Origin of the sequence: Pseudomonas sp. SWI36, assembly GCF_002948105.1 — a bacterium.
In the GTDB taxonomy this organism is placed as follows: domain Bacteria; phylum Pseudomonadota; class Gammaproteobacteria; order Pseudomonadales; family Pseudomonadaceae; genus Aquipseudomonas; species Aquipseudomonas alloputida.
Genome location: NZ_CP026675.1, coordinates 2,860,988 through 2,885,692, shown reverse-complemented (window position 1 = coordinate 2,885,692; position 24,705 = coordinate 2,860,988). Strand labels below are relative to the sequence as shown.

21 protein-coding genes and 2 pseudogenes are annotated in these 24,705 nt (G+C 62.0%); 11 read left to right on the top strand and 12 right to left on the bottom strand.

Features of this window, described 5'->3' with window-relative positions:
- Nucleotides 1–65: 65 nt before the first annotated feature.
- The 8 genes and pseudogenes from hisI (at nucleotide 66) to C4Q27_RS30015 (ending at nucleotide 5,037) form a co-directional block, all read left to right on the top strand.
- A complete protein-coding gene (gene hisI / locus C4Q27_RS13840) occupies nucleotides 66–458 on the top strand; it encodes a phosphoribosyl-AMP cyclohydrolase (protein WP_064490835.1) in 393 nt (130 codons plus the stop codon).
- Between the two features lies 1 nt (nucleotide 459).
- Nucleotides 460–795: a phosphoribosyl-ATP diphosphatase gene (locus C4Q27_RS13835; protein WP_003249283.1), complete on the top strand. Its 336-nt coding sequence runs from the start codon at nucleotides 460–462 to the stop codon at nucleotides 793–795.
- 81 nt (nucleotides 796–876) lie between these two features.
- On the top strand, nucleotides 877–1,149 hold the full coding sequence (locus tag C4Q27_RS13830) for a twin-arginine translocase TatA/TatE family subunit (RefSeq protein WP_010955575.1): 273 nt from the start codon (nucleotides 877–879) through the stop codon (nucleotides 1,147–1,149).
- A gap of 3 nt (nucleotides 1,150–1,152) precedes the next feature.
- Nucleotides 1,153–1,530 carry a Sec-independent protein translocase protein TatB gene (gene tatB / locus C4Q27_RS13825; RefSeq protein ID WP_020192064.1) on the top strand — a complete coding sequence of 126 codons (378 nt, stop codon included), beginning with the start codon at nucleotides 1,153–1,155 and terminating at the stop codon, nucleotides 1,528–1,530.
- Nucleotides 1,527–2,315 carry a twin-arginine translocase subunit TatC gene (gene tatC, locus C4Q27_RS13820; protein WP_104886964.1) on the top strand — a complete coding sequence of 263 codons (789 nt, stop codon included), beginning with the start codon at nucleotides 1,527–1,529 and terminating at the stop codon, nucleotides 2,313–2,315. The genes tatB and tatC overlap by 4 nt, the downstream gene beginning before the upstream one ends.
- Entirely contained in the window at nucleotides 2,312–3,019 is a 708-nt protein-coding gene (locus C4Q27_RS13815; RefSeq protein ID WP_020192065.1) for a 16S rRNA (uracil(1498)-N(3))-methyltransferase, read from the top strand. Before tatC ends, C4Q27_RS13815 begins: the two co-directional genes overlap by 4 nt.
- Before the next feature lie 101 nt (nucleotides 3,020–3,120).
- Nucleotides 3,121–4,134: pseudogene (locus tag C4Q27_RS30020) on the top strand (methyl-accepting chemotaxis protein); the annotation flags it as partial.
- A gap of 30 nt (nucleotides 4,135–4,164) precedes the next feature.
- The gene (locus C4Q27_RS30015) at nucleotides 4,165–5,037 is read left to right on the top strand and encodes a methyl-accepting chemotaxis protein (protein ID WP_370688723.1); all 873 of its coding nucleotides are present in this window, start codon (nucleotides 4,165–4,167) and stop codon (nucleotides 5,035–5,037) included.
- 671 nt (nucleotides 5,038–5,708) lie between these two features.
- On the opposite strand, the gene C4Q27_RS13800 is transcribed toward C4Q27_RS30015, so the two are convergent.
- Complete coding sequence (locus C4Q27_RS13800; protein ID WP_104887859.1) at nucleotides 5,709–6,767, bottom strand: IS110-like element ISPpu11 family transposase; 1,059 nt, start codon at nucleotides 6,765–6,767, stop codon at nucleotides 5,709–5,711.
- Nucleotides 6,768–7,069: 302 nt separating this feature from the next.
- On the opposite strand from C4Q27_RS13800, the pseudogene C4Q27_RS30010 reads away from it, so the two are divergent.
- From C4Q27_RS30010 to C4Q27_RS13790, 3 genes and pseudogenes are all read left to right on the top strand, one after another.
- Nucleotides 7,070–8,386 (top strand): annotated as a pseudogene (locus C4Q27_RS30010) (methyl-accepting chemotaxis protein); the annotation flags it as partial.
- Between the two features lie 9 nt (nucleotides 8,387–8,395).
- Nucleotides 8,396–9,289 carry a methyl-accepting chemotaxis protein gene (locus C4Q27_RS30005; RefSeq protein WP_371919371.1) on the top strand — a complete coding sequence of 298 codons (894 nt, stop codon included), beginning with the start codon at nucleotides 8,396–8,398 and terminating at the stop codon, nucleotides 9,287–9,289.
- 153 nt (nucleotides 9,290–9,442) lie between these two features.
- Nucleotides 9,443–10,393 carry an RHS repeat-associated core domain-containing protein gene (locus tag C4Q27_RS13790; RefSeq protein WP_104886962.1) on the top strand — a complete coding sequence of 317 codons (951 nt, stop codon included), beginning with the start codon at nucleotides 9,443–9,445 and terminating at the stop codon, nucleotides 10,391–10,393.
- Nucleotides 10,394–10,505: 112 nt separating this feature from the next.
- Here the strand turns inward: C4Q27_RS13790 and C4Q27_RS13785 are convergent, their stop codons facing one another.
- From C4Q27_RS13785 to hutH, 11 genes are all read right to left on the bottom strand, one after another.
- Nucleotides 10,506–11,240 (bottom strand): amino acid ABC transporter ATP-binding protein, encoded by a 735-nt coding sequence (locus tag C4Q27_RS13785; protein WP_064491104.1) that lies wholly within the window; start codon nucleotides 11,238–11,240, stop codon nucleotides 10,506–10,508.
- On the bottom strand, nucleotides 11,233–12,195 hold the full coding sequence (locus tag C4Q27_RS13780; RefSeq protein WP_010955582.1) for an amino acid ABC transporter permease: 963 nt from the start codon (nucleotides 12,193–12,195) through the stop codon (nucleotides 11,233–11,235). Before C4Q27_RS13780 ends, C4Q27_RS13785 begins: the two co-directional genes overlap by 8 nt.
- A 79-nt stretch (nucleotides 12,196–12,274) precedes the next feature.
- The gene (locus C4Q27_RS13775) at nucleotides 12,275–13,072 is read right to left on the bottom strand and encodes a transporter substrate-binding domain-containing protein (RefSeq protein WP_029380729.1); all 798 of its coding nucleotides are present in this window, start codon (nucleotides 13,070–13,072) and stop codon (nucleotides 12,275–12,277) included.
- Nucleotides 13,073–13,412: 340 nt separating this feature from the next.
- On the bottom strand, nucleotides 13,413–15,986 hold the full coding sequence (mdoH, locus tag C4Q27_RS13770) for a glucans biosynthesis glucosyltransferase MdoH (protein WP_064491099.1): 2,574 nt from the start codon (nucleotides 15,984–15,986) through the stop codon (nucleotides 13,413–13,415).
- Nucleotides 15,979–17,718, bottom strand: coding sequence for a glucan biosynthesis protein G (locus C4Q27_RS13765; RefSeq protein WP_218277938.1), 1,740 nt, complete (start codon nucleotides 17,716–17,718; stop codon nucleotides 15,979–15,981). The genes mdoH and C4Q27_RS13765 overlap by 8 nt, the downstream gene beginning before the upstream one ends.
- Before the next feature lie 263 nt (nucleotides 17,719–17,981).
- Nucleotides 17,982–18,419, bottom strand: coding sequence for a D-aminoacyl-tRNA deacylase (gene dtd / locus C4Q27_RS13760; protein WP_003249262.1), 438 nt, complete (start codon nucleotides 18,417–18,419; stop codon nucleotides 17,982–17,984).
- Nucleotides 18,416–19,387 carry a prolyl aminopeptidase gene (gene pip / locus C4Q27_RS13755; RefSeq protein WP_003249260.1) on the bottom strand — a complete coding sequence of 324 codons (972 nt, stop codon included), beginning with the start codon at nucleotides 19,385–19,387 and terminating at the stop codon, nucleotides 18,416–18,418. The genes dtd and pip overlap by 4 nt, the downstream gene beginning before the upstream one ends.
- Before the next feature lie 169 nt (nucleotides 19,388–19,556).
- The gene (gene hutG / locus C4Q27_RS13750; RefSeq protein WP_064491101.1) at nucleotides 19,557–20,360 is read right to left on the bottom strand and encodes an N-formylglutamate deformylase; all 804 of its coding nucleotides are present in this window, start codon (nucleotides 20,358–20,360) and stop codon (nucleotides 19,557–19,559) included.
- 10 nt (nucleotides 20,361–20,370) lie between these two features.
- Entirely contained in the window at nucleotides 20,371–21,576 is a 1,206-nt protein-coding gene (gene hutI, locus C4Q27_RS13745; RefSeq protein WP_104886961.1) for an imidazolonepropionase, read from the bottom strand.
- A gap of 15 nt (nucleotides 21,577–21,591) precedes the next feature.
- A complete protein-coding gene (locus C4Q27_RS13740; RefSeq protein ID WP_003249253.1) occupies nucleotides 21,592–22,995 on the bottom strand; it encodes an amino acid permease in 1,404 nt (467 codons plus the stop codon).
- A gap of 158 nt (nucleotides 22,996–23,153) precedes the next feature.
- Entirely contained in the window at nucleotides 23,154–24,686 is a 1,533-nt protein-coding gene (gene hutH, locus C4Q27_RS13735; protein ID WP_064491103.1) for a histidine ammonia-lyase, read from the bottom strand.
- Nucleotides 24,687–24,705: the final 19 nt, after the last annotated feature.

Here is a 24,705-nt window from a genome sequence, read left to right as displayed (position 1 = left end):
CGCCTGTGGCTGGCACACTAGCGCAAAGGGCCCGGCACAGGAGCGGGCCCGCTTTGGAGTCGACGATGAAAGACTGGCTGGACGAGATCAAGTGGAACAGCGATGGCCTGGTACCGGCGATCGCCCAGGACCACAAGACCGGACGCGTGCTGATGATGGCCTGGATGAACCGTGAATCGCTGGCCCTGACCGCCGCCGAGCAGCGTGCCATCTACTGGTCGCGTTCGCGTGGCAAGCTGTGGCGTAAAGGCGAGGAGTCCGGGCATGTGCAAAAACTGCATGAGTTGCGCCTGGACTGTGACGCCGACGTGATCATCCTGATGGTCGAGCAACTGGGCCATATCGCCTGCCATACCGGTCGTGAAAGCTGCTTCTACCGCGTCTTTGAAGACGGCCAGTGGAAAATCGTCGACCCGGTCCTGAAGGACCCGGATGCCATCTACAGCGCAGGACACTGACATGAGCGACACCCTCAACCGCCTGGCCGAAGTGCTTGAAGAACGCAAGCAAGCGGCGCCTGACAGCTCCTACGTGGCCAGCCTGTACCACAAGGGCCTGAACAAGATCCTTGAAAAGCTCGGCGAAGAGTCGGTCGAAACGATCATTGCGGCCAAGGATGCCCAGATCAGCAAGGATTACAGCGATGTCATCTACGAAACCGCCGACCTGTGGTTTCATAGCCTGGTGATGCTCAGCGCGCTGGGCCAGCATCCGCAAGCCGTGCTGGATGAACTGGAACGCCGCTTCGGGCTTTCCGGGCATGATGAAAAGGCCGCTCGCCAGCCATCTGCCTGATGTTTTATCGGGGACGCCCGCTCCCACAGGCGCCGGGTTGCCGCATCGATATGCTGTATACACAATTTTCAGGAGTACGAAATGGGTATCTTTGACTGGAAACACTGGATCGTCCTGCTGGTCGTCGTGGTCCTGGTGTTCGGCACCAAGAAGCTGAAGAACTTCGGCAGCGACCTGGGCGAGTCGATCAAGGGCTTCCGCAAGGCCATGAACGAAGAAGAGACCAAGCCGGCCGAGCAGACTCCGCCGCCTGCGCAGCCTGTGCCACCGGTGCAAAACACCGCGCAGCCGCAGCAAGGCCACACCATCGAAGGCCAGGCCCACCCGGTCCAAGAGCCGCAGCGGAAAGACTGACCCATGTTCGGCATGAGTTTCAGCGAGCTGCTGCTCGTCGGCCTGGTCGCCCTGCTGGTGCTCGGCCCCGAGCGCCTGCCGGGTGCCGCGCGCACGGCAGGGCTGTGGATCGGCCGGCTCAAACGCAGCTTCAACAGCATCAAGATGGAAGTGGAGCGCGAAATAGGCGCCGACGACATCCGCCGCCAACTGCATAACGAGCACATCCTGCAGATGGAAGAGGAAGCCAAGCGTATCCTCAACCCAATGACGCCACCCGCGCAGCCGCCGGTCACCACGGCCAGCGTGCAGCCACCTGCCGGGCTCGAAGCCAGGCCGGTCGAAGCACCCGCTGCCCCGGCCGCACCGTCTGAACCGCCTCAACCGCCGCGAGCCCCATGAGCGAGAATCCGGAACACGACCAGCCAATGCCGCTGGTTTCGCACCTGACCGAACTGCGCACCCGCCTGCTGCGCTGCGTTGCCGTCATTTTCCTGATCTTTGCCGGGCTGTTCTCCTTCGCCCAGCAGATCTACACACTGGTTTCCGCGCCACTGCGCGAGCACTTGCCGGCCAATGCAACGATGATCGCCACCGATGTGGCCTCGCCGTTCCTCACGCCGTTCAAGCTGACCATGATAGTGGCGCTGTTCCTGGCCATCCCGTTCATCCTCCAGCAGATCTGGGGCTTTATCGCCCCCGGGCTGTACCGTCACGAGAAGCGCATTGCCATTCCGCTGCTCGTATCGAGCATCCTGCTGTTCTACGCCGGCATGGCCTTTGCCTATTTCCTTGTGTTCCCGCTGATGTTCAAGTTCTTCGCCGCTGCCACCCCGGCAGGCGTAGCGATGATGACCGACATCGCAAGCTACCTCGACTTCGTGATGACGCTGTTCTTCGCCTTTGGCGTGGCCTTCGAAATCCCGGTGGCGGTGGTGCTGCTGGTGTGGATCGGCGTGGTCGACGTGAAGTATCTGAAGAAAGTCCGCCCGTATGTGATCATCGGCTGCTTCGTGGTCGGCATGGTCCTCACCCCACCGGACATCTTCTCCCAGACCCTGCTGGCCGTGCCCATGTGGCTGCTGTTCGAGGTCGGCGTGCTGTGCGGCAGCCTGATCCGCAAGCGCAGCGCCCACGACGAAACCGCCGACGACCATAACGACCAGCCACCAGCGACCCAACCGTGAACCTGTTGCTTCTTGAAGAGGCCGACTTCGTCTCGGCCAACCGCGTCGTTCTTGCTGATCGGCGCTTCACCCATATGCAGGAAATCCACCGCGTGGCAGTGGGCGACAACCTGCGCGTGGGCCGTATCAACGGCCTGATGGGCAAGGCCACGGTGCTGCGCCTGGAAAAGCACGAAGCCGAACTTGAAGTGGCCTTCGACCAGCAGCCACCGGCGAAGCTGCCGCTGACCCTGGTGCTGGCGGTGCCTCGGCCCAAAATGCTGCGACGGCTGTTCCAGACCGTGGCCACGCTGGGCGTGCCGCGGCTGATCCTGCTGAACAGCTACAAGGTCGAGAAAAGCTTCTGGCAAACGCCCTTTCTGCAGCCCGACACCATTCGCGAGAACCTGATCCTGGGCCTGGAACAGGCGCGTGACACCGTGCTGCCCGAGGTGATCATCGAAAAGCGCTTCAAGCCTTTTGTCGAAGACCGCCTGCCCACCATCGCCGCCGGCACCCTAGGCCTGGTCGGCCACCCCGGCCCTTACCCAGCCTGTCCGCGCGCCGTAGAACAAGCCGTTACCCTGGCCATCGGCCCTGAGGGTGGCTGGATCCCCTACGAGGTCGACCTGCTGGGCAAGGCAGGCCTGGCGCCGGTACAGCTGGGTGATCGCATCTTGCGGGTGGAGACCGCCGTCACCGCGCTGCTTTCGCGTATTTTCTGACACAAACACCCCTTCTTCGCCCATCAAGTTTCCCCCTCCCGGGCCGATGGCCTTGGCAACAATACAATTATTTGTGCTGCCAAGCCGCCGGGGAGTCGAACATGTATCAATGGTTAGCCCAATCGCTAGGCAATGTGAGCGTCAATCGCAAACTGGGGCTGGGTTTCGGCCTGGTGCTTCTGTTGACCTTGGCGATTACCCTGACCGGCTGGCACGGCATGGACAGCATCATCGACCGTGGCGACAAACTGGGAAACATCTCGGTCATCCAGCAATACACCCAGGAATTGCGCATCGCCCGCCAGCAGTACGATCGCCGCCGCGACGACGCTTCGCTGGCAGAACTGGAAAAAGCCCTGAGCAACCTCGATCGCCAGGTGCAGCTGATGCTTGGCCAGATCGAACAACCCGCCGATCGCCAACGCCTCGAACAGCAACGCGAGGCAGTGCGCATCTACCAGCAGGCATTCAACGAGCTGAAGCAGGCCGACCAACGCCGCGAAGCCAGCCGTGATGTACTGGGTAGCAGCGCCGATAAGGCCGTGGATCTGATAGGCCGCGTACAGCGTAGCCTGCTGCAAGGCGCTGACATCAATCAGTACCAGCACGCGGTGGACGTCAGCGCCCTGCTGCAACAAGCGCGTTTCCAGGTGCGTGGCTACACCTACAGCGGCAATGCCGATTACCAGCAAACGGCACTGAAGGCCATCGACCAGGCCTTGGCCGAACTGCGCGCCCTGCCGGCCAAAGTGCCAGCCGAACATGCTGCCAGCCTGGATGATGCCGCCACAGCCATGGGCGGCTACCGCGATGCGGTGACCCAGTTCGGCAATGCCCAGCTCGCCAGCGAGCAAGCGCTGCAACGCATGGTTGAACAAGGCACGGTACTGCTGCAGGCCAGCCAGATGATGACCGCTTCGCAAACCGAGGTGCGCGATGCCGCTGCCGCGCAGGCCAAAACACTGCTCACGGTTGCCACCGTGCTGGCACTGGCCCTTGGCCTGCTGGCCGCCTGGGCCATTACCCGGCAAATCATCATCCCGCTGCGCCAAACACTGCGCGCCGCAGAGCGTGTGGCCAGCGGAGACCTGACCCAGAGCCTGCAGGTGCAACGCCGCGACGAACTGGGCCAATTGCAGGCCAGCATGCATCGCATGACCCAAGGTTTGCGTGAACTGATAGGCGGCATTGGCGACGGCGTCACGCAGATCGCCAGCGCTGCCGAGGAGCTGTCGGCGGTGACAGAACAGACCAGCGCCGGGGTCAACAACCAGAAGGTCGAAACCGACCAGGTGGCGACTGCGATGAACCAGATGACTGCCACCGTGCACGAAGTGGCACGCAATGCCGAACAGGCTTCGGAAGCCGCCTTGATGGCCGACCAGCAGGCCCGCGAGGGCGATCGCGTGGTGGGCGAGGCAGTGGCACAGATCGAGCGCCTGGCCAGCGAAGTGGTCAACTCCAGCGAAGCGATGAACCTGCTCAAGACCGAAAGCGACAAGATCGGCAGCGTACTCGACGTAATCAAATCGGTGGCCCAGCAAACCAACCTGCTGGCCCTCAACGCAGCAATCGAAGCCGCCCGCGCCGGTGAGGCCGGGCGTGGCTTTGCCGTGGTTGCCGACGAAGTGCGCAGCTTGGCCCAGCGCACACAGCAGTCGACCGAAGAGATCGAAGAGTTGATTGCCGGCCTGCAAAGCGGCACCCAACGGGTGGCCAGCGTGATGGACAACAGCCGCCAACTGACCGACAGCAGCGTCGAGCTGACCCGCCGCGCCGGCAGCTCGCTGGAAACCATCACCCGCACGGTGTCGTCGATCCAGGCGATGAACCAGCAGATTGCCACGGCGGCCGAGGAGCAGACGGCGGTGGCCGAAGAAATCAACCGCAGCGTGATGAATGTGCGTGATATTTCCGACCAGACCTCGGCGGCCAGTGAGGAGACGGCCAGCTCCAGCGTGGAACTGGCGCGGTTGGGTACCCATTTGCAAGGGTTGGTTGGGCGGTTCAGGCTGTGATCTGAACTAGCGGTCGCCCGGTCCGTCCTCTTCGCGGGTAAACCCGCTCCTACACATATGCACAGGCCGCTGTAGGAGCGGGTTCACCCGCGAAAGGGCCGGCCCTGCTAGCCAATCTCCACCCTTCGTTCACCGTTGCCGCCGCCACCGTATTCGCGGGTAAACCCGCTCCTACACACATGCACAGGCCGTCGTAGGAGCGGGTTCACCCGCGAATGGGCCGGCCTTGCTGGCCAATCTCCACCCGCCGTTCACCGTTGCCGGCACCACCGTATTCGCGGGTAAACCCGCTCCTACACACATGCACAGGCCGCTGTAGGAGCGGGTTCACCCGCGAATGGGCCGGCCCTGCTGGCCAATCTCCACCCGCCGTTCACCGTTGCCGCCGCCAACGTATTCGCGGGTAAACCCGCTCCTATGTATGGACTCGCCCACACTGTCTAGCTGCTTTTTTGAACATAGGAACCCGGTTGCATCTATGTATCAGGCCTGTTCGAGGAAGCTTTTTGCTTCTGGCCAACATCGTGGTGAGCTCGCAGTGTGCCGTTTACATTGAGGCCACTATCAGGCCTGTAGGAGCGGAGGCATCGGTCTGCGACGGTCTTACCTAGGGTCAATGTTCACTAGCAGGGGTTGGAGCGCCTAGCGCCCCGGTGGCATTACCCGGTTGGTCAGAGGCTCATAGCCGCCTCCGGTTTTTCGTTCGGTTTGCGTTGGTAAACCTGATCGCTCTGTAACAGGGCCCAGATAATCCGCAGATTTCGATTAGCCAGCCTGATCGCCGCCTCCTTGCGCCCAAGGCGGGATAGCCAGCGCAAGAGGCGGCGATCATCTGGCTGATCGGAATCAGGCCTTAACTGACTCAAGACAGCATGCGCGCCCTGGATCATCAGGCTGCGTATGTAGCCGTCACCGCGCTTGCTCATCTTGCCCAATCTGATTTTGTTTCCGCTGCTGTGCTGATCGGGCACGATACCGAAGAAGGCGGAATACATTCGGCCACTGGCGAAGCGGCTGGGGTCGGTCTGTTTCGCCACGATCGCCGTGGCAATGATAGGGCCGACGCCACGAATGGTGATCAGTCGCTGAGCGACTTTATCCTCTTGGGCAGTCGCTTCGAGCCGGCGGCTCAGCGCCGCTATGCGTTCACCTAGAGACAACCAGTCCATCAGCAACTCATCGAGCAACTCGCGCAACAGGTCGGGTAGAGGCAAGGAAGCATCCTCAAGCGCCTGAGGCACATGCTTATTGACCGCGGCATCGCCCTGGGGCATGGATACGCCATGCTCGAGTAGCAAACCACGGATCTGATTACCCAGCGCGGTATGTCGCTTGATGTTACCGCGCCGGATACGGTGCAGCGCTTGAATAGCCAGTGCTGTGGTGCTCTTGATCGGTATCGAAGCGATGCTCGTATCGCGACCGGCACGCAAAATGGCATAGCAGTCGTTACGATCGTTCTTAGCACCGCTGCGATGTTCGGCGACACGTTGCGCCGGCAGGATGCGAACCGGATTACCTTTGGCCTGCAGCAGTCTGGCCCAGGCTTGTGCACCTGGACCGCACTCCATCAAGACGGCCACGGTCGTTGGCAGCCTGAGCAGGAAATCGTGGAACGCTTGGCGGGATTTGATGCGATCTTCGTAGATCACCCGACCGGTAGCGTCCTCGCCTGCTAATTGGAAGACCTGTTTGGCCAGGTCTACGCAGATGGTTGTGCAAAGCTCCACATCAGTGGAAGACAGGGAATCGTGTTTCGAACTATGCTTTTTCATGGTCTCGCCCTCGCTGCCGTTGGCTTCTTCGAACACCACCGTGGCACTGTGATGCCTCGGCGGGGGCGAGTCCATCGATTACCACGGTGGTGGGCACACATCGGGGTCGTCGTAGGAGCGGGTTCACCCGCGAATGGGCCAGGCCGGCTGGCCAATCTCCACCCGCCGTTCACCGTTGCCGGCACCACCGTATTCGCGGGTAAACCCGCTCCTACACACAAATGCACAGGCCTTCGTAGGAGCGGGTTCACCCGCGAATGGGCCGGCCTTGCTGGCCAATCTCCACCCGCCGTTCACCGTTGCCGCCGCCAACGTATTCGCGGGTAAACCCGCTCCTACACACATGCACAGGCCGTCGTAGGAGCGGGTTTACCCGCGAAGAGGACGGCACAGGAGGATATGTATCCTACTGTTCGCGGCGAACTTTCCTACCTGATTATCAGGTCAAGTCCTACAGCTCCGCTGCCGATGGGCAGGGATGTGATGCCAGCCATGCGCCTGCATCCTTTCTCTCACTCGCTCGGAGATTCCCCATGCTTGGCTCCCTCAACCGCAAGCTCGGCAACATCAGTGTCGCCGCCAAGCTGGCCCTCGGCTTTGCCGTGGTCCTGCTGCTCACCCTGGCCACCACCATCAGCGGCTGGCGTGCCCTGGATGGTGCCATCGTGCGCTCACAGCAACTCAGCGAAATAGGCCTGATCAACGATCTGACAAAAGACCTGCGCGCGGAACGCATCACCTACCGCGTGCTCAACGACGATGCCAGCAGAGCGCGCATCAGCAATATCCTCGACCAGCTCAACAGCATGCTCACTACCCTGCAACAACGCAGCAACGTCGATGAGTCACGGCAGTTGCTGACAGAAAAAATGGCATTGTTGCAGAGCCTGCGCGACAACTTCAGCGAACTGCAGCGCAGCGTCGCCAGCCGTGTAGCCCTGCGCGAAGCCCTGCAGTCGCAGGAGCATGCACTCAGCGAGGCGATTGACCAACTGCAGACCCAGGCCTTGCTGAAAATGCCTGACGACAGTCAGCAAAGTGGTGTGCTGGGCCTGATGGACACCCTCAGCCGGCATGTCGAAGGTGCCAACCAGCAAAGCCTGGTTCCAGCCTACACCTTCGTCCCGGTCGAGGATTTTGCCAAAGTCGGTGATAACGCCCTCGACGCCGCCGACAGTAGCCTTGCGCAACTGCTTGAAGGCCTTGCGCCGTTGGGCTTGCCACGCGCCATCAGTGAGCAACCGGGTGTCGAGCTGAGCAAGTACCGCACCAGCCTGGATCAGTATCGCCGCGCCGCCGTACGTGTCGAGCAGTTGCAGAACAACATGGAAAACATGGGCAATGAGCTGCGAACAGTGAGCCTCGAACTGGGCAAACGCAAGGTCGAACAACGCGACAGTGAGGCCCTGGCCGCCCGGTCGCTGCTGACCAGTGTGGCGCTACTGGCAATGGTGGTAGGGGCTCTGGCGGCTTGGCTGATCACCTTGCAGATCACCCAGCCGTTGCGCCAGACGCTGGCTGTGGCCGCCCGCATCGCCAAAGGGGACCTGAGCCAGGTCGACACCGTGCAACGTCGCGACGAAATGGGCCAGCTGCAAACCAGCATGCGCGAGATGACCTTGAGCCTGCGCGAGCTGATCGGCGGCATTGATCAGGGTGTCGGCCAGCTGTCACAGGCCGCCACGCAGTTGGCGGCCAGTAGCGAAGACACCAAGCTGCGCATCAATCAGCAGCGCGAGGAAACCGACCAGGTGGCCACTGCCATGAACCAGATGAGCGCCACCGTACAGGAAGTGGCACAGAACGCCGAGCAAGCCTCCCTGGCCGCGACCAACGCTGACCAGCAGGCACAGGTGGGTGACCAGGTAGTCGCCGAAGCCATCGGCCGTATCGAACAACTGGCCGGACAGATGGACCATTGTCTGGCGGCCATGCAGCACCTGGCAGGCGAGAGCCAGCGGATTGGCAGCATCCTCGATGTGATCAAGTCGGTGTCCGAACAGACCAACCTGCTGGCGCTGAACGCAGCGATCGAAGCGGCACGGGCCGGTGAAGCCGGGCGCGGCTTTGCCGTGGTGGCCGATGAGGTGCGTGGCCTGGCCCAGCGCACGTCGACGGCGACCGAGGAGATCGGCCAACTGATCGACAGCCTGCACAACGGTACCGACGAAGTGACCCGCTTGCTGGACAGCAGCAAGAGCCTGACCGAACAAAGCGTGGAGCTGAGCCGCAGGGCCGGGCACGCATTGAGCCAGATCACCGACACGGTATCGAGCATTCAGGGCATGAACCAGCAGATCGCCACCGCCAGTGAGGAACAGAGCGTGGTGGCCGAGCAGATCAACCGAAGTGTGATCAATGTGCGGGATGTTTCGGATCAGACCAGTGCGGCCAGTGAGCAGACGGCAGCCTCGAGCGGGGAGCTGGAGCAGTTGGGGCAGCAATTGCGGGGGATGGTTGGGCGGTTCAGCATCTGAGGTTAGCGGGGCTGCTTTGCAGCCCCTCGACCGTTCAACCCAGGCTTGGGCATAAAGAATTACCGGAGCGCACCAACCTGGCATTTTTGCCAGTTGTCGGGGCTACCTTGCTGCCCGCATCCTTGAGGTCATGATTCAACAGGGAATCTTCTGATGGCTACTCGTCAGTTACGCTTTTATGAGCATGATCGGCTCGCATCTATTGGAGTGCCTGGTAGTTCAATAAGAGTAATGAACGCGGCCGGCACTCCGCTGTGCCAGCTAGGGGGGTCACTCTTTACCGAGACCAACCTGATTGCTTTGGACAGAGCAAAGTCCGTGTTGGTTTCGACCCAGAGTTCTGCCATCAACAGCGTGACATACTGTGCTTATGGAAATTACGGCACTGGGCCTTTACCTGTAACACTAGGCTTCAACGGAGAGTATCTGGAATATTTCGGCGTGTACTTGTTAGGCCGCGGAGAACGTGGATACAGCCCCCGTCTGAGGCGATTTATTTCTGCCGATCGTGCCAGCATATTCTTGGCCGGAAATCTTAATGCATATGCTTACACTGCGGGAGACCCGATTAATTATAATGATCCTTCAGGAAATGCCCGTGGACTTATAGCGCGCTACAAGGATTGGAAAGCTGGAAAGTCTCTAGTCAAAGCTTCAAAAAATTTGAAACATCACATAGACAGCACTGAAAATTTAGAGTTTAACGTCGGAAACGAAGAAAGAAAACACGCTCAGATACAGCAAGATATTCAAACGACTGATACCAGACTCCAAGAAATAAATGAGGAAATGTTAGCGCTCATGGACGACATGAGCAAAATGGATGGAACAGTCATATACGAAAATAGCAAGCACGGCGTAAAGGGAAGTTACTTATACGCAGGTTACGCCGATAAAGCGTCCGGATTGAGGAAGCTTGCAGCCAAGCATGACCAGTTGACTACAAAGCGCCTCCAACTAGAGCAAACACCGTCGAAAGTTGAGGCAGCAAAGTGGCGAGTTGAACAGAACAAAATAGCAATTCAGGCAGCGCGCAGCCGTCTAAATTACCTAACGAATAAATATCCTCATGTAGCTTCAAAAGCAATTAGAAAAATCACTTAAGCCACGCAATTATTCATTTGCCAGCTGTATTCCAAATCAACGGATGAGTGAAATAGCCAACCCGCAGAAAGCGAGTTTCGGGGGTTGGCTACGCTCTACCGCCCACCAAGTTTCACAATACCTGGCGCAGGAACGCCTGCGCGCGCGGGTCCTTCGGCGAATCAAAGAACGCGCCTGGCGCGGAATCTTCCAGCAGCTTGCCATGGTCGAAGAACAGCACCCGGTCAGCCACTTCGCGGGCAAAGCCCATTTCGTGGGTGACGCAGACCATGGTCATGCCTTCCTGGGCCAGGGTCTTCATCACGTCCAGCACTTCGCCGACCATTTCCGGGTCAAGCGCCGAGGTCGGCTCGTCGAACAGCATCACTTTCGGGTCCATCGCCAGGGCCCGGGCAATCGCCACCCGCTGTTGCTGGCCGCCAGACAAGCGCGACGGGTACTCGTTGGCCTTCTGCGAAATACCCACCTTCTCCAGCAACGCCCGGGCCTTGGCTTCGCGGTCAGCCTTGTTGCGCTTGCGCACCACCTTTTGCGCCAGGCACAGGTTTTCCAGCACAGTCATGTGCGGAAACAGGTTGAAGTGCTGGAACACCATGCCGACTTCGCGGCGGTAGGCATTGATGTCGGTCTTGGGGTCGGCCAGTTGCAGGCCGTCGATGGCCACATGGCCTTGGTCGAAATGCTCCAGGCCGTTGAGGCAGCGCAGGAACGTCGACTTGCCCGACCCCGACGGGCCGAGCACGACCACCACTTCGCCCTTGGCGACCTGAGTGGTGACGTTATCCACAGCCCTTACCACCTGGCCACGGGTGTCGAAGACTTTCAGCAGGTCACGAACTTCAATCACTTTGCGCAAGCCTCCGCTCGAGCCGGCTGGCGATGTGCGACAGCGGCAGGTTGATCAGCAGGTACAGGCCTGCCACGCAGAACCAGATCTCGAAAGTAGAGAACGAGGTGGTGATGGCCTCACGGCCACTCTTGGTCAGCTCGGTGATGGCGATCACCGACACCAGCGAGGTGTCCTTGACCAGGCTGATGAACTGGCCGGCCAGGGGCGGAAGCACGCGCTTGAACGCCTGCGGCAAGATCACATGGCGCATCGACTGGCCAGCGTTCAGGCCCAGCGACCGGGCAGCCTCGTTCTGGCCCTTGGCGATCGACTGCACGCCAGCACGGACGATCTCGGCCACGTAAGCACCGGTGAACAATGCCAGCGCCGCTACCCCGGCAAACTCGCGGGACAGGTTGAGCACGGTGCCGATGAAGAAGTAGAAGATGAAGATTTGCACCAGCAGCGGCGTGCCGCGCACCAGTTCGACATAGACGGTCGACAGGTCGCGCAGGGTCGGGTTGTTCGACAACCGGCACAATCCGGCGAACAGGCCGATCACCAGGCCCAGCGCCCCGGACACCACCGAGATCCACAAGGTGGTCCACAGGCCCCATGCCAGCGGGCCAGCGGCCCAATGGCGGGTTACCCCGATCTGGTCGCCTTCGGCAACATCGTCGCCGCGGCTCAGTTGCAGGCTGTCCTTGTCCACATCGAGCACTTGCTCGGCACCACTTTCGTCCTTCAGCGTGACGCGGGCGTTGTCACCGGAAATGACGATTTCCTGCACAGTGCCGTAGCCGGCAGCGCGTTGTGTTTCCTCGGCCTTGTAGGCGAAGTACTGCGGTACGCGGTTCCAGCGCCACTCGTAGGAAATCATCGAGGTGGCCATGTAAAGGCTGAGCGCCAGGCCTACCAGGACCAGGGCAGTCAACCCATGCCAAGGCCACTGGGCTTTCTTGTGTTTGATCACGTGGGGTACTTCCGTAAATGCGAACGCGCAGGGTTTGCCTGCGCGTCGGGGTCATAAAGCCGGGCTTGTGGCCTGAGCCTTATTCCATTTCCTTCAGCCAGTCCTTGTTCTTGAACCACTTGTCGTGAATACGATCGTAGGTCCCGTCGTGCTTGATCTGGTGCAGGAAGTTGTTGATGAAGTTGATGCTGTCGTAGTCGCCTTTCTTCAGGCCGAAGGCCAGCGGCTCGTAGGTGAAGGGTTCTTCGAGGAACAGCAGCTTGCCGGCGCCGGCTTTCTCTACCGCCACCACGTTGTACGGCGCGTCATAGACAAAGGCGTCGGCCTTGCCATTGACCACGTCCATCACCGCTTCCTGCTCGTTGTCGTAACCGTGGTACTTGGCTTTGCTGATCAGCTTCTTGGACACCATTTCGCCGGTGGTGCCAAGCTTGGAGGTCAGGCGATACTTCTCGTTGTTCAGGTCCTTGTACGACTTGATCTCGCCAGCCAGTTCCTTGCGGATCAGCAGGGTCTGGCCAACCACGATGAAGGGTTCGCTGAAGTTCAGACGCAGGTTGCGCTCCTGGGTCAGGGTCATGCCGCTGCCGATCATGTCGAACTTGTCGGTCAGCAGGGCCGGGATGATGCCGTCATAGGCGGTGGACACGGCCTCGAACTTCACGCCCATGGACTTGGCCATGGCTTTGAGGATATCGACTTCGAAGCCGATGATCTCGCCACGTTTGTTGGTCATCTGGAACGGCATGTAGGTTGGGTCCATGCCCACCCGCAAGGTGCCGCGCTTGACCGCGTCATCGATGGCGCCCGCCTGGGCCGCGGTCACGGCGACCAGGGCGGTCACACCGACCAGCAGTCGCGAAAGGTATTTCTTGATCATCACCAAGTCCCCTAGCAAGAAAAGTAGCGAATCTTATTGTGTTGGCACGGCCGTACTGGCCGAAGCGTCGTATCGGAGAGGGATGCTAACGCATGGCGGCCCGTGGACCTATAGCCGCGGGGGGACTTTGTTGGCCAAAATGAGGGGGTTAGGCCAAAAAGCTTCGCGGGTGAACCCGCTCCTACAAGGGCATGTGTATCCCTGGTAGGAGCGGGTTCACCCGCGAAGATGCCCGATCAGGCGCCCCGTAGGAGCGGGTTCACCCGCGAAGAGCCCCGATCAGGCGCCCCGTAGGAGCGGGTTCATCGGGGCGCCGAACCGCCGCGAACAGGCCCGATCAGGCGCCGACGAGGCTCGGTTGGCCTGCGTTTTCAGGGTGCAACGGCAACAGCGGCGAATGCGGGTCATTGTTGATCGACGCACGCCACACATCGATCCATGCCGCATTGTGCTCGGCCCACACCTGCTCGTGCAGGCGGCTCAGTGCCACCGGGTCGCTGAGCAGGGCCAGGCGAGTATTGAGGTCCAGGCCTTTTGGTCCGACTTCAATCGCCTTGGCAACGCGCTCGGCACGCAACGCTTCGATCGGTGCCGCCTGGCCATGGCGGGCAGTGGCCATGGCACAGGCCAGGGCATTCTGCCGCGGGTCGACCACGGCCCGCACGAAGCCATCATGCAGGGCATGCCAGCGGTTTTCGTGGGTGTACTGGTCGGTAGCCAACAGCTCTTGTGGCGTGGCGTATTCCTCTGGGATGAGGAACAGCTTCTCGTCCTTGGCCGCCAGGCCCAGGCGGGTGCGGCTGGAAATCACCGATACCGGGATCGACAGCACCAGCGAACCGACGATAGGCGCCAGCCACCACAGGAAGCTCGGGTTCAACCACGCCACCAGTGCGGCCCAGGCAATGCCCAGCAGCGTCTGCGGGCCATGCCGGCGCACCGCTTCGCCCCACGGCGTGGAATCGTCGTCACGCTGCGGCGAGTTCCAGGTCGCAGCCCAGCCGAGGAACGCGGCCAGCACGAAGCGGGTGTGGAAGATCATGCGTACCGGTGCCAGCAACATGGAGAACAGCATCTCCATCAGCATCGACAAGGTGACCTTGACGCGTCCACCGTACTCGACGGCGCCCTTGGCCCAGATCAGGATGACGCTGAGCAGCTTGGGCAGGAACAGCAGCACAATGGTGGTGGAGAACAGCGCCACAGCCTTCTCCGGGTGCCACTGCGGCCACAGCGGGTAAAGCTGGTACGGCTCGATGAAATACTGCGGCTCCATCAGCGTGTTGGTCGCCAGCAGCGCGGTCGACAGCACCAGGAACAGGAACCACAGCGGCGCCGACAGGTAAGACATCACCCCGGTAAGGAACACCGCACGGTGAACCGGGTGCATGCCCTTGACCAGGAACAGGCGGAAGTTCATCAGGTTGCCGTGGCACCAGCGACGGTCGCGCTTGAGCTCGTCGAGCAGGTTTGGCGGCAGTTCTTCGTAGCTGCCCGGCAAATCGTAGGCAATCCACACACCCCAGCCGGCACGGCGCATCAGCGCGGCTTCGACGAAGTCGTGGGAAAGGATGGCACCGGCGAACGCGCCCTTGCCCGGCAACGGCGCCAGGGCGCAGTGCTCGATGAACGGCTTCATGCGGATGATCGCGTTGTGGCCCCAGTAGTGCGACTCACCCAACTGCCAGAAGTGCAGACCGGCAGTGAACAGTGGGCCGTACACGCGGGTAGCGAACTGCTGCATGCGTGCATACAGGGTGTCCATGCCCGAGGCTTTCGGCCCGGTCTGGATGATGCCGGCGTCCGGGTTGGCCTCCATCAGGCGCACCAGGCTGCTCAGGCACTCGCCACTCATGACGCTGTCGGCGTCGAGCACGACCATGTACTTGTACTCGCCACCCCAGCGACGGCAGAAGTCGTCGAGGTTGCCGCTCTTGCGCTTTACACGGCGCCGACGGCGGCGGTAGAAGATGCGGCCAAAGCCTTTGGTTTCACGGCACACATCCAGCCAGGCCTGTTGCTCGGCCACGGCGATGTCGGTGTCGTTGGTGTCGCTGAGCACAAAGAAGTCGAACCGGTCGAGGTTGCCGCTGGCGGCCACCGACTCGAACGTTGCGCGCAGGCCGGCGAACACCCGCGGCACGTCTTCGTTGCAGATCGGCATCACCAGCGCGGTACGCGCCTCGGGCGCGATCGGCTCGTTGCCTGCGCTGCTACCGGAAATCTTGTATTTGTCGCGCCCGGTGAGCAGCTCGAGGAAGCCCATCAGCGCGGTCCAGAAGCCCGCCGACACCCAGCAGAACAGGATGCCGAAGAGGATCAGGATGGAAGTTTGCAGGGCATACGGCCACACCTGCACCACCGTGTCCCACAGCGGCTGGTTGACGATTTCGTCAAGGTCCACGAACGACCAGCCCTGGTACGGCAGGATGCCTTTCATGTACCAGCCAGCGACGATGGTCTGGCCGATCATCAGCGCCAGCAGAATGTAACGGCGGATAGAGCCGACCGTGCGCCAGCGGGCCGGCGGCAGCTCGCGCTTGGGCGGCTGCGGGGCGTTGGGCCGGCCGGTCATGCGTCGCCACATGCGGATCAGCACATTGGTGCGCCATGGCTCGGGCACGACCTTGGTGCGTTTGATCGGCGGGGCGATCTTCAGGCACAGGCGGCCGCTGCCGTCGACGCCGAGCATTTCGGCTTCTTCCAGCTCGGCGGCGCTGCCCACGGTCAGGCGCGGGCCCACCGAGGCCTGCACGGCCTCGGCAGAGCTGGCGGCCGGGTTGGCCGCCAAGCGTTGGTGTAGCTCACTGAACGAGGTGCAGCTGGCAAGTTCAGCCCGCTGCTCGTCGCTCAGTGGTAGGTGGGCCAGGTACTCGCCAAGCGATTCCGGCCTTGCGCTTGAGTTACTCATCGGCAGGCAACTGATAGCTCCAGGTCTCGGTCAGCACCTTCTCGGTGGTGGCCGGGGCCCCGTTGGTGGGCGCCGCATCGGCGGCAGGTTGTTCGGCCTTGGCAGATTGCTCAGCCTTGACGGCTTTCTCGGCCTTGGCATGCTTGGCTGCGGCCTTGTCCTGCTTGGCGTCCTGGGCAGGCTTGGCAGGCTCGACCGGTACATCACGCACCAGTGCGGCGCGCATTTCGGTCGACTTGTTGGCTTCCTTGACCTTCAGGCGCAGGGTCAGGCGCCAGCCCTTGGTCTCAGGGTTATAGCGCAGATTGTTCTCGACCACCTCGGCGTTGTCGCCCACGCTGATCTGGCTGCGCACGGCGGCGTCTTCCGGCAGGGCGGCAAGCGCCGGGCCGGCGAAGTCGACCAGGAATGCCACGCTGCCATCTGGCTGGCGGATCAGGTTGGACTGCTTGACGTCACCCGTGGAACGCAGGGTCTGCTTGACCCAGCCCAGATCAGGGGCCTGGAACTTCGGCTCGTCGATGGTCCAGTGCAGGCGGTAGGCGTACTCGAACGGCTTGCCTGGCTCCGGCAGTTTCTCCGGGCTCCAGAAGGCCACGATATTGTCGTTGGTCTCGTCGGCGGTCGGGATTTCGACCAGGTCGACGCTGCCCTTGCCCCAGTCACCCTTCGGCTCGATCCAGGCGCTTGGGCGCTTCTGGTAGTTGTCGTCGAGGTCTTCGTAGTCGCTGAAGGCGCGCTGACGCTGCATCAGGCCGAAACCACGTGGGTTCTCGACGCTGAAGTTACTCACGGCCAGGTGTTTCGGGTTGTTCAGCGGGCGCCACAGCCACTCGCCGTTGCCGGCATGGATCGACAGGCCTTCGGAGTCGTGCAGGGCCGGGCGGTAGTTGAGCACCTTGGACGGCTGGTTGGGGCCGAACAGGTACATGCTGGTCAGCGGCGCAATGCCCAGGCGGCTGACATGGTCACGCAGGAACACGCGGGACTGCACGTCGACCACGGTGTCGTTGCCTGGACGCAGGGTCAGCTTGTAGGCGCCGGTGGAGCGCGGCGAATCCAGCAGCGCGTAGATCACCAGGTGCTTGTCGGCTGGCTTGGGCTTTTCAACCCAGAACTCGGTGAAGCGCGGGAATTCTTCGCCCGACGGCAGGGCGGTGTCGATGGCCAGGCCACGGGCAGACAGGCCGTACACGTGACCCTTGCCGACCACGCGGAAATAGCTGGCGCCAAGCAGGGTCATGATCTCGTCCTGCTTGTCGGCCTTGTTGATCGGGTACAGCACGCGGAAACCGGCATAACCGAGGTTTTTCGTGGTTTCCGGGTCGTGCGGCACGTCACCGAACTCGAAGCGGTCCGGGTCGTACTTGATTTCCTCGACCTTGGTGGCGGTGACCTCGTTGATTTTCACCGGGGTGTCGAAGTGCATGCCCTGATGATAGAACGACAGCTTGAACGGGGTCTTGTCCTTGGCCCACTCGGCCTTTTCCTGCAGGAAACGGATTTTCTGGTAGTCCGCGAACTTCATGTCGCGGAACACGGCCGGCAGGTTGCTTTTTGGCGCTTCGTACTTCTGGCCGGCCAGATCCTTTGCCTTGGCAGCAACATCGTCAAGATTGAATGCCCACAGCTGGCCCGCGCTCATCAGGCCGACCAGAGCCACACTGGCCATCAGCGCCTTGCGTAGCCCGACGCTGGGGATTCTTGATGCTTTTTGGGGACTAACAATCACGAGCAACCCTCGCCGAAAACAGATCATGAAACCAACGGCCAGCGACAAATGCCGGGTTGGCGAGCACTGTTCGGACCCCGAGAGGGCGTAATGATTCCCCAAACGGATCCAGACAATGCTCGAGTCAGAGTGAAACGGACCTACGAACGCAGGTCCATGCAGCGCGCGATTATCCAGCAGGTTGCGTGACAACGCATCAGGCTGGAGCAACTATTTATCGTACAAAACCCCTTGTTTTCCTGTGAACAACGGGTTTTTTGACCTCATATTTGTAACATAAATGTTACCGGGCCATCATTGACCAGGTGCACCTGCATATCCGCACCAAAACGGCCGCTGGCCACGTCGGCGTACTGAGCTTTTGCCTGTTGCAAAAGATAGTCGAACAACTCGGCGCCGAGGGCCGGTGGCGCTGCGGTCGAGAAGCTTGGACGCATGCCATTGCGGGTGTCGGCCGCCAAGGTGAACTGTGACACCAGTAGCAGGCCACCCCCGACATCCTTGAGCGACAGGTTCATCTTGCCCTGCTCGTCACTGAACACCCGGTAGTTCAGCAGCTTGTGCAACAGCTTATCGGCCTGTTCACGGGAATCTTCAGGCTCGACCGCGACCAGCACCAGCAACCCTTGGTCGATGGCGCCGACCACCTCCCCCGCCACTTCAACCCGCGCACCGCGCACGCGCTGCAGCAGGCCCCTCATGCTTCTTCCAGGGGCAGGTCGAGCAGGCGTCGGGCCATCTGGTCGGCGGCACGCACCAAGGCATCGGTGATGCCAGGCTCGGAAGCCGCGTGACCGGCGTCACGGATCACTTTCAACTCACTGTTCGGCCAGGCCTGGTGCAACGCCCAGGCGTTGTCCAAGGGGCAGATCACATCGTAGCGACCATGCACGATCACCGCCGGCAGGTGGGCGATTTTGGGCAGATCGCGGATCAGCTGGTCCGGTTCGAGGAAGGCGTTGTTCATGAAGTAGTGGCATTCGATGCGGGCGATCGACAGCGCCCGCTGCGGTTCGGAAAAGCGGTCGACCACCAGCGGGTTGGGGCGCAGGGTGGCGGTACGGCCTTCCCAGGTGGACCACGCCTTGGCGGCGTGCATCTGGGCGATCTGGTCGTTACCGGTCAGGCGCTTGTGGAAGGCCCTGACCAGGTCGCCGCGTTCCTCCGGTGGAATCGGTGCGATGTAGTCCTGCCAGTAGTCGGGGAACAGGCGGCTGGCGCCTTCCTGGTAGAACCACTCGATTTCCTGCGGCCGGCACAGGAAGATGCCGCGCAGGATCAGGCCGTGCACGCGTTCGGGGTGAGCCTGAGCGTAGGCCAGGGCCAGGGTCGAGCCCCAAGAGCCACCAAACAGCACCCACTTGTCTATGCCAAGGTGTTCGCGAATGCGCTCCAGGTCTTCGACCAGGTGCCAGGTGGTGTTGTTCTCCAGGCTCGCATGGGGCGTGGAGCGGCCACAGCCGCGCTGGTCGAAGGTGATGATGCGGTACAGGTTGGGATCAAAGTAGCAGCGGCTCTGGGCGTCGCAGCCAGCACCGGGGCCTCCGTGGATGAACACCACGGGCAGACCTTCCGGCGAGCCGCTTTCGTCGACATAAAGCACATGCGGCGCTTCCACGGCCAGATCGTGCCTGGCGTAGGGTTTGATCTGCGGGTAGAGGGTCTGCATTGCGCACTCCGTGTGAGGATTATTCGGCCGTGGGCCATCATAAACCTGAATTGCGCTTTCAGCACCGTCCTTGCTGACGCGTTCGAACGGCGCGAATCGACCCTTGCGCAGAATTCCGGCAACTGCCTCCCACGGTGCCTGGCGACGCCGATAGCGTCGCCGCCTCCACTCAACGCTTGTAACGCTCGTCGCCCCAGGCCAGCAGCGCTTGCAGTAGCTGCCTCAATACCGCTTGCGTCGGTTGCGCCAAGTCTTCCCGGTAGGCAAATGGCTCGACTTCCTCCATATAGGTGCTTTGCGCCAGCTCCAGCTGCACAGCATGGATATGGTTGGCCGGGTCGCCATAATGCCGGGTGATGTGACCGCCTTTGAACCGACCATTAAGCACATGGCTGTAACCTTGCACCTTGGCGCACACACCCTGCAGCCGCTCAGCCAGTGCCGGATCGCAACTGGCGCCGTTGAAAGTACCCAGGTTGAAGTCCGGTAACTTGCCGTCGAACAGGTGCGGGATCAGCGAACGGATCGAATGGGCATCCCACAGCAGCGCATAGCCAAACTGCTCACGCAAGCGGTCCAGCTCACGACGAATGGTCGCGTGATAAGGGCGCCAGATCTGCTCCAGGTAGCGTCTGCGCTCTTCGCCAGACGGCGCCAGCCCGTCTTTGAAGAGGGGTTCGCCGCCGAACAGGGTCGCCGGGTACAAGCCCGTGGTGGCGCCGACGTACAGCGGCTTGTCGTCGTCCGGACGGTTCAGGTCGATGACGAAGCGTGAGTACTCTGCGGCCACCACGCTGGCGCCCATGTCACGGACAAAGTCGTACAACTGCGGGATGTGCCAGTCGGTGTCCGGCAAGCTTTGCGCCTGGTCGACCAGGCCGTCGCGCACGGCGTCGGTCAGACGCAAGCCAGCGTGCGGCATGCTGATCAGCAGCGGCAGGCGACCTTGGTGAAAACTCAGTACCTTGTCCATCGTGCCTCGCTCAGTTGGAGATTTCATGGCCCATGCGCACTACGCGCTTGGGCAGGTCGCCACCCAGCCAGTAGGCCAGGTCGGCGGGGCGTTCGATTTGCCAGGCGACGAAGTCGGCCACCTTGCCCACTTGCAGCGAGCCGTGGCTGTCACCCAGGCCCAATGCCGTGGCAGCGTGGACCGTAACGCCGGCCAGGGCTTCTTCCGGCGTCATGCGGAAGCAGGTGCAGCCCATGTTCAGCATCAACCGCAGCGACAACCCTGGCGAGGTGCCGGGGTTGAGGTCGCTGGCCAGGGCAATCTTTACCCCGTGGCGGCGCAATGCATCCATTGGCGGCAGCTGGGTTTCACGCAGGAAGTAGAACGCACCCGGTAGCAGCACGGCGACCGTGCCGGCGTTTGCCATGGCCACGGCGTCTTCCTCTATCATGAACTCCAGGTGGTCAGCCGACAGTGCCTGGTAACGCGCGGCCAGGCTTGAGCCGTGCAACGATGACAGCTGTTCGGCATGCAGCTTGACCGGCAGGCCCAGTTCGCGCGCCTTGATGAACAGCCGCTCGACCTGGGCCGGCGAGAACGCGAGGTGTTCGCAGAAGGCATCCACGGCATCCACCAGGCCTTCGCTGGCCAGGGCAGGCAACATCTCGTCACAGATGTGCGCGATGTAGTCGTCGGCCCGACCCGCGTACTCCGGGGGCAAAGCGTGCGCCGCCAGGCACGTGGCACGCACCGTCAGCGGCAGCTCGTCGGCCAGGCGGCGGGCCACTCGCAGCATCTTGCGCTCGTTGGCCAGGTCCAGGCCGTAGCCGGACTTGATCTCGAGGGTGGTCACGCCATCGCGCATCAGTGCCTGAACGCGCTGGCGAGCACTGGCGAACAGTTCGTCTTCGCTGGCTGCCCGGGTAGCCCGCACGGTACTCGCAATACCACCGCCCTGCGCGGCGATTTCGGCATAGCTCACGCCCTGCAGGCGTTGCTCGAACTCGCCGCTGCGGTTGCCGCCGAACACCGCATGGGTGTGGCAGTCGATCAGCCCGGGAGTGACCCAGGCACCACCCAGGTCAACCGTGCGGTCAGCTTCGACGGGCGCCAGCTCGGCGCGTGGGCCTATCCACTCGATCAGCCCGGCGCTGGTGACGATCGCCGCGTCCTCGATGGCCGAGTAACGGCCATCGGCCATGGTCGCAACATGGCAATGCTGCCAGAGGGTTCTCATGCACAATCTCCTTTGCTAGCGGTGCAGCTCGGCCGGCTCCGCTACCGGCTGGCCCTGCCCTGCGCGCGGCTTGCACCACAGCAGGTAGGACGCCACCAGGAACACCACCCAGATCACGCCGACGATCAATGCCGCCTGGGTGTCCGGGAAGTAGCCGAGCACGCCAAAGATGAACACCATGAACGCAATGGCCATGGCCGGGCCGTATGGCCAGAACGGTACCGGGAACTTGAGCTGGGCCACTTCCTCGCGGCTCATGCTGCGGCGCATGGCTACCTGGGTGAGCAGGATCATCAGCCACACCCACACCGTGGCGAAGGTGGCGATCGAGGCAATCAGCAGGAACACATTTTCCGGGATCAGGTAGTTGAGCAATACGCCGATCAGCAGCGCAGCCCCCATCACCACAACGGTCATCCACGGTACGCCATGTTTCGACAACTTGCTGAAGCCGCGCGGGGCGTGGCCTTGCTGGGCCAGGCCATACATCATGCGGCCAGCGCCAAAGATGTCGCTGTTGATGGCGGAGATGGCAGCGGAAATCACCACGACGTTCAGCACGGCAGCGGCAGAGCCAATGCCCAGGTTGCTGAAGATCTGCACGAAAGGGCTGCCCTGGCTGCCGATCTGCGGCCATGGGTACAGGCACATCAGCACGAACAGGGTGAGCACGTAGAACAGCAGGATCCGCAGTGGCACCGCGTTGATCGCTTTGGGAATGACGCGCTGCGGGTCTTTTGCCTCGCCGGCAGTGACGCCGATGATCTCGATACCGCCGAAGGCGAACATCACCACCGCAAACGACGCGATCAAGCCACCCACGCCGTTAGGCATGAAGCCGCCATGGTCGAACAGGTTGCTCATGCCCACGGCATGCCCGGTACCCACCTGGCTGAAACCGAAGGCCATGATGCCGAGGCCGGCCAGGATCATCGCCACGATGGCGCCGACCTTGAGCAGCGACAGCCAGAATTCCATTTCGCCGAATACCTTGACGTTGCACAGGTTGAGGCCGCCGATCAGGAAAACGATGCCCAGCACCCAGATCCAGCGGGCTACCTCCGGGAACCAGAAGCCCATGTAGATACCGAACGCGGTGACGTCGGCGATGGCGACGATGACCATCTCGAAAGCGTAGGTCCAGCCAAGGATGAAACCGGCCATTGGGCCGAGGTAGGTGGTGGCGTAGTGGCCGAAGGAGCCGGCCACCGGGTTGTGCACGGCCATTTCGCCAAGAGCGCGCATGACCATGAACACTGCAGCGCCGCCGATCAGGTAGGCCAGCAGCACGGCCGGGCCTGCCATCTGGATGGCCGAGGCAGAGCCGTAGAACAGGCCGGTGCCGATGGCGGAGCCGAGGGCCATGAAACGGATGTGGCGGGCACTTAGCCCGCGCTTGAGACCTTGAGCTTGTTGCATGTCACGTCCTTGAATTGTTTTTGTGGTCGTGAGATTGAGCGGCTGCTGCGCAGCCCCTTCGCGGGCAAGCCCGCTCCTACATGGATAGCGTTTGCAGATCGCAATCTGTGCAGGAGCGGGCTTGACCGCGAAGGGCCGCCAAGCGGCCCCAAGGAGCATTACAGGCTTGGCAGCACACCCGCCGGCAGCAAGCCGGTCAGACTACCCTTGGCCAACAGGTCCACGGCCTTTTCGATATCCGGCGCGAAGAAACGGTCACGGTCGTAGTGCGGCACCTCGCTGCGCAGCGCCTGGCGCGCCTGCTCCAGCTTGGCCGAAGTCTTCAGGCCTTTGCGCAGGTCCAGACCCTGGCACGCGCCCAGCCATTCGATGGCCAGCACGCCACGGGTGTTTTCGGCCATTTCCCACAGGCGCTTGCCGGCAGCCGGGGCCATCGACACGTGGTCTTCCTGGTTGGCCGAAGTTGGCAGGCTGTCGACACTGTGCGGGTGCGACAAAGCCTTGTTCTCGCTGGCCAGGGCGGCAGCGGTGACCTGGGCGATCATGAAGCCAGAGTTGACCCCGCCGTTTTCCACCAGGAACGGCGGCAATTGGGACATGTGCTTGTCCATCATCAGCGAGATGCGGCGCTCGCTGAGCGAGCCGATTTCAGCGATGGCCAGGGCCAGGTTGTCGGCGGCCATGGCCACCGGTTCGGCGTGGAAGTTGCCGCCGGAGATCACATCACCTTCGGCAGCGAACACCAGCGGGTTGTCCGACACGGCGTTGGCTTCGATGCCCAGTACCTCGGCGGCCTGGCGCAGCTGGGTCAGGCAGGCACCCATGACCTGCGGCTGGCAGCGCAGCGAGTACGGGTCCTGGACCTTGTCGCAGTTCTTGTGCGACAGCGACACTTCGCTGGAGTCGCCCAGCAGGTCGCGGAAGCAGGCCGCGGTGTCGATCTGGCCGCGTTGGCCACGCACTTCGTGGATACGCGCATCGAAGGGCGAGCGCGAGCCCAGCGCAGCTTCGACGCTCAGGCCGCCGCAGGCGATGGCCGCGGCATACAGGTCTTCGGCCTGGAACAGGCCACGCAAGGCATAGGCGGTGGAGGCCTGGGTACCGTTGAGCAGGGCCAGGCCCTCTTTGGCGGCCAGGGTCAGCGGTTCGAGGCCGGCAATCGCCAAGGCTTCGGTGGCCGGCAGCCACTGGCCCTTGTAGCGGGCCTTGCCTTCGCCCAGCAGCACCAGCGACATATGCGCTAGCGGGGCAAGGTCACCGGATGCGCCTACCGAGCCTTTCAGCGGGATGTGCGGGTAGACTTCGGCGTTGACCAGGGCAATCAGCGCGTCGATGACTTTGCGGCGGATGCCGGAGAAGCCACGGCTGAGGCTGTTGATCTTCAGCACCATGATCAACCGCACCAGGTCGTCATCCAGCGGCGCGCCGATACCGGCAGCGTGGGACAGCACCAGCGAACGCTGCAGGTTCTCCAGGTCATGGCTGGCGATGCGGGTCGAGGCCAGCAGGCCGAAACCGGTGTTGATGCCGTAGGCAGTACGGTCTTCGGCAATGATCTGCTCGACACAGGCGACGCTGGCGTCGATGGCCGGTGCGGCGCTGGCATCCAGTTGCAGGCGCACAGGCGCGGCATGGATCGCGCGCAGCTGGGCCAGGGTCAGGGTGCCGGGCTTGAGGGTGAGTTCGGTCACGTTACTACTCCAAATCGCG

Bases quoted from the DNA above. Each gene is read 5' to 3' on its own strand.
- hisI (WP_064490835.1), top strand. From the start codon at position 66: ATGAAAGACTGGCTGGACGAGATCAAGTGGAACAGCGATGGCCTGGTA.
- C4Q27_RS13835 (WP_003249283.1), top strand. From the start codon at position 460: ATGAGCGACACCCTCAACCGCCTGGCCGAAGTGCTTGAAGAACGCAAG.
- C4Q27_RS13830 (WP_010955575.1), top strand. From the start codon at position 877: ATGGGTATCTTTGACTGGAAACACTGGATCGTCCTGCTGGTCGTCGTG.
- tatB (WP_020192064.1), top strand. From the start codon at position 1,153: ATGTTCGGCATGAGTTTCAGCGAGCTGCTGCTCGTCGGCCTGGTCGCC.
- tatC (WP_104886964.1), top strand. From the start codon at position 1,527: ATGAGCGAGAATCCGGAACACGACCAGCCAATGCCGCTGGTTTCGCAC.
- C4Q27_RS30015 (WP_370688723.1), top strand. From the start codon at position 4,165: ATGCATCGCATGACCCAAGGTTTGCGTGAACTGATAGGCGGCATTGGC.
- C4Q27_RS30005 (WP_371919371.1), top strand. From the start codon at position 8,396: ATGGGCCAGCTGCAAACCAGCATGCGCGAGATGACCTTGAGCCTGCGC.
- C4Q27_RS13790 (WP_104886962.1), top strand. From the start codon at position 9,443: ATGGCTACTCGTCAGTTACGCTTTTATGAGCATGATCGGCTCGCATCT.
- mdoH (WP_064491099.1), bottom strand. From the start codon at position 15,986: ATGAGTAACTCAAGCGCAAGGCCGGAATCGCTTGGCGAGTACCTGGCC.
- dtd (WP_003249262.1), bottom strand. From the start codon at position 18,419: ATGAGGGGCCTGCTGCAGCGCGTGCGCGGTGCGCGGGTTGAAGTGGCG.
- pip (WP_003249260.1), bottom strand. From the start codon at position 19,387: ATGCAGACCCTCTACCCGCAGATCAAACCCTACGCCAGGCACGATCTG.
- hutG (WP_064491101.1), bottom strand. From the start codon at position 20,360: ATGGACAAGGTACTGAGTTTTCACCAAGGTCGCCTGCCGCTGCTGATC.
- hutI (WP_104886961.1), bottom strand. From the start codon at position 21,576: ATGAGAACCCTCTGGCAGCATTGCCATGTTGCGACCATGGCCGATGGC.
- C4Q27_RS13740 (WP_003249253.1), bottom strand. From the start codon at position 22,995: ATGCAACAAGCTCAAGGTCTCAAGCGCGGGCTAAGTGCCCGCCACATC.